Annotated in this window: 5 protein-coding genes; 2 read left to right on the top strand and 3 right to left on the bottom strand. The window is 57.8% G+C overall.

Translation table 11 applies throughout. From position 1 onward, the window contains the following. Positions 1-36 precede the first annotated feature (36 nt). Together H5P28_RS06235 and H5P28_RS06240 are read right to left on the bottom strand one after the other, a co-directional pair. Positions 37-327 carry a hypothetical protein gene (locus H5P28_RS06235; protein WP_185674855.1) on the bottom strand — a complete coding sequence of 97 codons (291 nt, stop codon included), beginning with the start codon at positions 325-327 and terminating at the stop codon, positions 37-39. A 326-nt stretch (positions 328-653) separates the two neighbouring features. Beyond that, positions 654-4214 (bottom strand): beta strand repeat-containing protein, encoded by a 3561-nt coding sequence (locus tag H5P28_RS06240; RefSeq protein ID WP_185674856.1) that lies wholly within the window; start codon positions 4212-4214, stop codon positions 654-656. Positions 4215-4466: 252 nt separating this feature from the next. Here H5P28_RS06240 and H5P28_RS06245 point away from each other — a divergent pair, with 252 nt between their 5' ends. Both H5P28_RS06245 and H5P28_RS06250 read left to right on the top strand, forming a co-directional pair. After that, a complete protein-coding gene (locus tag H5P28_RS06245; RefSeq protein WP_185674857.1) occupies positions 4467-5084 on the top strand; it encodes a magnesium chelatase domain-containing protein in 618 nt (205 codons plus the stop codon). Positions 5085-5279: 195 nt separating this feature from the next. Next, a complete protein-coding gene (locus H5P28_RS06250) occupies positions 5280-5888 on the top strand; it encodes a hypothetical protein (protein ID WP_185674858.1) in 609 nt (202 codons plus the stop codon). 31 nt (positions 5889-5919) lie between these two features. On the opposite strand, the gene H5P28_RS06255 is transcribed toward H5P28_RS06250, so the two are convergent. Further along, positions 5920-6197, bottom strand: a 278-nt coding sequence (locus H5P28_RS06255; RefSeq protein WP_185674859.1) for a LytTR family DNA-binding domain-containing protein, incomplete at its 5' end; no start/stop codon positions are given.

Genomic DNA, 6197 nt, shown 5'->3' on the forward strand with positions numbered 1-6197 from the left:
TGACTTGGGGAAACTGATCGCGGGCTCGGGCGTGTATCAAACGCTATGGGACCCCGCCTGACCACCCCCTGTGCGCCGGGCGAGTATCTCTTGTAATTCATCGGCGATATCGAACACGGGTTGAAGCTCATTTATGAGGTCGAGGATGTCGTCAATCGATGCGTTGTCGAGGTAGCCGGAGCGTTTAAGTTTCTCCCACTCCTCGACGATGTGCGCGACGAGGATACGCATGTTGCCGATGTCGCAATCATCCTCGGGAACCGAGAGGTCTTCGGGCTTGGCGACACGTCCAGGCTGAGGGGACTTGGCTAGGGGTTGTGCTGACATGGATTGGCTGTTCTTCAGCCGGTTTCAAAACAGCGATTTTGCAATGATCAGAGAAGTCCAAATGTTGCTGCCGTAAGCAATCTTTTCTTTGAAACGCTGCGATAGCTGCTGCGCATCCTGTAATCGCATTTAGCGCTCCTGAAACTCCGCCTCAAGATCGTTGGAAGTGCCAGCGCTGTGGCTGGCACGGACGAGCAGACCAGGATCATGTCGAGGCCGATTTACCCAGAGAAATCTGAGCATAAAAACGTTTCGATCAACTGCTGCCAGGGCTGGTTAATCGAAACGCGCAACGCTGAACGAGCAAGGAAGGGCTACCACCGGCCTTAGCGCTTGGCGCGCAGGCGGCGGCGGTAGGCAACCAGTAGCGCGAGCAGACCGAGGATGGCGGCAAGCTGTGCGGGCTCGGGAACCTGCGACGCGATCAGCGCGTAGTCGCCAAAGCCGCCCAGGCCGCTTTCAGTATCCTCGCTCGCGACCAGGCTCAGGTAGCCGTCCTGCTCCGAGTAGAAGCTGCTCGCCGTCGTGTAATCGTACTCGCCCCATTCGACGGATGAACTGGCGCGGTACAAGAGCACATAGTCGTCCAGATACCCCGACACGTTGAAGCACAGGAGCGCGTCGTCGATATCCGCATCGGTGCTGGAGAGCGAGTAGGCGGCGACGAGGTTTTCCAGCTCAGTGTCCGTGATTTCTGTCACCGAGAAGTCAGTTCCGGCGCTATCGCTGGCCAGGGCAACAATCAGATCGCCGTTCCCATAGGCCAGGCGGAGTCCGGCCAGCGGACCGCTGTAGGCGCCGTAGCTGCTCGCGGTCAGTTCGTTGATCGTCAGTGTGTAGGATGAGGAGGAAACGACCCAGGTACCGCCAAAGGCACGATACGATCCCGTCCCGCTATAGGTGGCCGACGAGCCGATCTCGATCGGCGTATAGACCCCCGCGGCCATGCTGCCGATGGCAAAGGCATTAACCGTGCCGTTGTTGACGAGACCGGCTGAGGGTACTGACTCGCTACCGATTTTAAGCAGCGTGTCGTTACTGCCGGAGAGGCCCAGATTTAAAGCACTGCTGCTGTTGTATACCCTTAAGGCCGAGCCCGTTGTTACCTTCGCATGATCGGCGATGGTCAGCGTGCCGGTACCACTGCTACCGACATAGAGAGTACTGGAAGTCGTCAGCGCCGATCCATTCCCGCTCACCGTTACCTCGCTCGTGGTTCCGATGCCATTTCCGATACGGATGCTTTGGCTTGATACGCTAGCGCCCTCAGAGACGGTCAGCGTGCCGGTACCAAAGTTACCGACATAGAGAGTACTGGAAGTCGTCAAACCCGAGCCAATCCCGCTTACGGTGGCCACTGCTGAATCTCCACTCGCATACCCAAGATAGGCGCCCGCAAAGAACACCTGCGCTCCGTTGATAACGTCAAAACTGGTACCGATGTCAGCCGTGTTGGTGCCATCGGCTGTGACCGTGACGGTCAGCGTATCCTCGCCATCAACCTTATTGATCGAGGCAACCGAGCTGTTGTCGAAAACAAATGAATCGAAGCCGCTCCCGATCAGGCCGTTCGCGCTGATCGTGCCCGTTCCGCTCAGTTCACTGGCATTCGCATAGAAACCTTTCGTACTCAGGCTGCCGCCATCGAACGCGATACTCCCGGTCGAGGCGGTATTGTATGAAACATAGGTCGTGCCCGCCACGCCAACGCTGGCCCCATCCGCAATCGCCAACGTGCCGGAACCATTGTACCCGACATACAGAGTCCCGGAATTCGTCCAGGTCGAGCCTTCTCCGGTCACCGTGACCTCGCCACTGGCACCGGTGGCATATCCGATGTAGCCGGAGGTAGCGGTAGTGTTTGAAACGCTTCCCCCGTCTGCGATAGTCAGCGTGCTGGCACCATTGTAACCGACATACAGTTCGGAGGAAGTCGTCAGCGCCGATCCATTCCCACTCACCGTTGCCGCGGTGGAATCTCCACTCGCATACCCCAGATATCCTCTGGCAAAGGTTACCTGCGCTCCGTTGATAACGTCAATACCGGTACCGATGTTCGCGGTCTTGATGCCATCGGCTGTCACTGTGATGGTCAGCGTGTCCTCGCCATCAACCTTATTGATCGAGGCAACCGAGCTGTTGTCGAAAACAAATGAATCGAAGCCGCTCCCGACCAGGCCGTTCGCGCTGATCGTGCCCGTTCCGCTCAGTTCACTGGCATCCGCATAGAATCCGCTCGTGCTCAGGCTGCCGCCATTGAACGCGATACTCCCGGTCGAACCGGTATTGTATGAAACATAGGTCGTGCCCGTCACGCCAACGCTGGCCCCATCGGCAATCGCCAACGTGCCGGAACCATTGTGCCCGACATACAGAGTACCGGAATTCGTCCAGGTCGAACCGGCCCCGGTCACCGTTGCCTCGCTGATGCTGGCTGTAGTGCCATAAGCGATATAGCCGTTGGTGTTTGAAACGCTGGCCCCATCGGCAATCGTCAACGTGCTAGGACCACTGTACCCGACATGGAGAACACCGCTGTTTGTCCATGTTGAACCGGCCCCGGTCACCGTTGCCTCGCCACTGCCGCTGGCATAATAACCGAGATAGCTGGCCCCGCTAGAAACGCTAGCGCCCGCCTCAATCGTCAGCGTGCCAGAACCGGTGGAACCGACATACAGATTATTGGCATTCGTCCAGATAGAATCTTCCCCGGTTACCGTCACTACACCACTTGAGCCGGAGGCATATCCGATATAACCGTCGGTGTTTGAAACGCTAGCGCCATCTTCAATCGACAGCGTGCCCGAACCGGTGGAACCGACATACAGTCTCGAGGAATTCGTCCAGGTCGAACCGACACCGGTTACCGTCACTACACCACTTGAGCCGGAGGTATATCCGATATAACCGTAGGTGTTTGAAACGCTGGCGCCCGCCGCAATCGACAGCGTGCCAGAACCAGAGTAGCCGACATTGAGAACACCGGCATTCGTCCAGGTCGAACCGACACCGGTTACCGTCACATCGCTAATGCTACTCAAGGCATATCCGATATAACCGTCGGTGTTTGAAACGCTAGCGCCATCTTCAATCGACAGCGTGCCAGAACCGGAATTACCGACATACAGTTTCGAGGAATTCGTCCAGGTCGAATCCTCCCCGGTCACCGTCACCCCACCACTTGAACCGGAGGCATATCCGATATAACCGTAGGTGTTTGAAACGCTGGCGCCCTCCGCAATCGTCAGCGTACCATCGCCGGAATGACCGACAGCCAGACTATTGACATTCGTCCAGGTCGAACCGGCCCCGGTCACCGTCACATCGCCACTTGAGCCGGAGAAATATCCGATATAGCCGTAGGCGCTTGAAACGTCCGCGCCATCTTCAATCGTCAGCGTACCATCGCCGATATAGCCGACATACAGGTAATTGGAATTCGTCCAGGTAGAACCGTCACCCGTCACTGTCACTTCACCGCTGGAGACGGCACCATTTCCGATGTAGACCGTGGAATCTGAAACGCTGGCGCCCGCTGCAATCGTCAGCTTGCCATTCCCGGAATTACCGACATACAGATTTCCGTTATTCGTCCAGGTCGAACCGCTTCCGGTCACCGTCACCTCGCCAGTGGCCCCTGGATTAAACCCGATATAACCATAGGTATTCGACAAGATGCTGCCGCCATCGACAATCAAACTACCATTAGCGCTATAAGCGACATACAGATTGCTGGAGACAGACACCGTGGACTGGGTCCAGTCGATGTTGTTGGGAATGATATGACCGGAGGCCGTAAAGGAAGCGTAACCAGAGGGACATGCCAGCAGCATGGAGAACAGGGGGGCCATGGCCCACTTCGCACACGCGTCGAATCTCGCATTCATAGGGGTAACGGGTAGTAGTATACGGGGTGTTTAACCCTGTTATTGGCATAAATGATAAGCCTTCCTGATAGCCAAATTCAAGCCTTATTTTATTACAAATAAGCATCAACCATCCCTCCAAGCCCTAAGACATCAATCAGGCGCTTCGACTCCTACATAAACGCATATCGTCTCTGAACCGCTCAAGCACAGGCAGTCCTTGCTCACTTTTCATTGCCAAGGGACTTACCTGCCGTCTTGCTGGGTTGTGATATGCTAGCCGTCGTTACTTCTGGAGCTCTTGTGGGGGTGGAGGCCCAGCCGGTGCAGGTGGAGGTCAATGCGGGGGAGTTCGGCGAGGCGGGCGTGTATCTCGTGGGCTTGCCCGATGCCGCCGTGAAGGAGTCGAAGGACCGCGTGTCCTCCGCGCTGGCCAACAGTGGGTTTCGCATGCCTCATACCCGCACCACGATCAACCTCGCCCCCGGCCACCTGCGCAAGGAAGGCCCCTGCTACGATCTCCCCATCGCACTTGGCCTGCTGGCGGCGACGAACCAGCTTCGCCCCGAGACGCTGGAGGGCTACCTGATCGCGGGCGAAATGAGCCTGTCGGGGGCGCTGCGCCCGGTGCGCGGTGGACTGGCATTCGGGCTCTTGGCGCGTAAACAAAAGCTCAAGGGCGTGCTGCTGCCTCCCGAGTCCGCCGAGGAGGCCGTCCTGGCCGAAGGTGTCAACGTGTACCCGGTCAAGTCGCTGGACGAGGCCGTGCGCTTTCTGGAGGGCGAGCACGCCATCACACCCATGACGACCGCGCTCTGGAAGATTTCGTGGTGGTCCCAGAGGCGTTGCTCCCAGTCTGGCAGGGGAGCCAGCTCTTCGGGGTTCTTTTGAGTGGAGGCGGAGCAAACGAGATCTGCGCGGCGTCCGCGGGTTTGGGAGGCGACTGGTTCTCCGGGCCGATTCATCGCGGCGGCTTCGTGGAAATGTGTGGAGGGGAAGACGACTGCCTGGCTGCTGCTTCGGTTTACTCCCCGTTATTTGGAAAAAAAGCAGGCGGTGGCCCTGTTGCAGCCGCTTGTGGCCGAAATGGCTACTGCCGGGATCGAAGAGATCATTGCTACCGCTCCCGAGGCTGCTTCATGGGAAGGTGTTTTTCGGTACTATGCTGAGAGTGTCGAGCACTGGACCGATGAGGACTGGCTTGGCGATTGCGTGCACTTGCGCGAGCGGCTTCGCAGGTACGATCCAGTGGTCAAGGTGGCGACGGACAAGGGATGGCGGGTACGCCCGCTGCGTCCCGACGACTGGCAACGGGTCGAGGAATGGGGGCTGCGGGCGCAATACTTCAACCGCGGACACTTCGATGCTATGCGCCGACATTACCGCCCGGAACTTTCCGGGGTGGCGGAAAATGCCGAGGGCATAGGAGGTTTGCTGGTGGCGACTCAGCAGGCCCGTACCGCGACTTTGGAATTCATCACCGGTCATCCCGGCCATCCTGAACGCTGGCCTCTTGCCACCACACTTCTCTTACGCCGCCTGGTCGCAGTGGATCAGCCGCTCGTTCCCTTCGACCAATTCACTTTGACGACAAACCTTCATCGTGGCCGGGCCATGCACACACTCTCCCGCCGCCTCGGACTACGACGAACCCGTGAGCATCATCATTACCAAGTGTCTCTTGCATTGAGCTGAACCAACGACTGCGCACGGAGAGTATTTCGGCTTAATCCGTCGCTTGATCAGGCAACTGGTTGAGGACTTCCTTCACCCGTCGTCGGCTGACGGTGCAGCGTGGATAGTCACCACGAAGAGTGACGGCAAATTCTCCTTCGGATTGGGAGGTCGTTGTCACGTGCCCGATATTAATAATATGAGCGCGGTGAATGCGCAAGAAATCCCCTGGAGGAAGTATGCTTTCCCAGGCTTTCATCGTCTGGCGTACCATGTCGCACCCACCAGAGGCGTAGTACACCCTGCTGTAGTCGCCGTCTGCGTTGATGC

Source organism: Ruficoccus amylovorans (assembly GCF_014230085.1).
Taxonomy (GTDB): Bacteria; Verrucomicrobiota; Verrucomicrobiia; order Opitutales; family Cerasicoccaceae; genus Ruficoccus; species Ruficoccus amylovorans.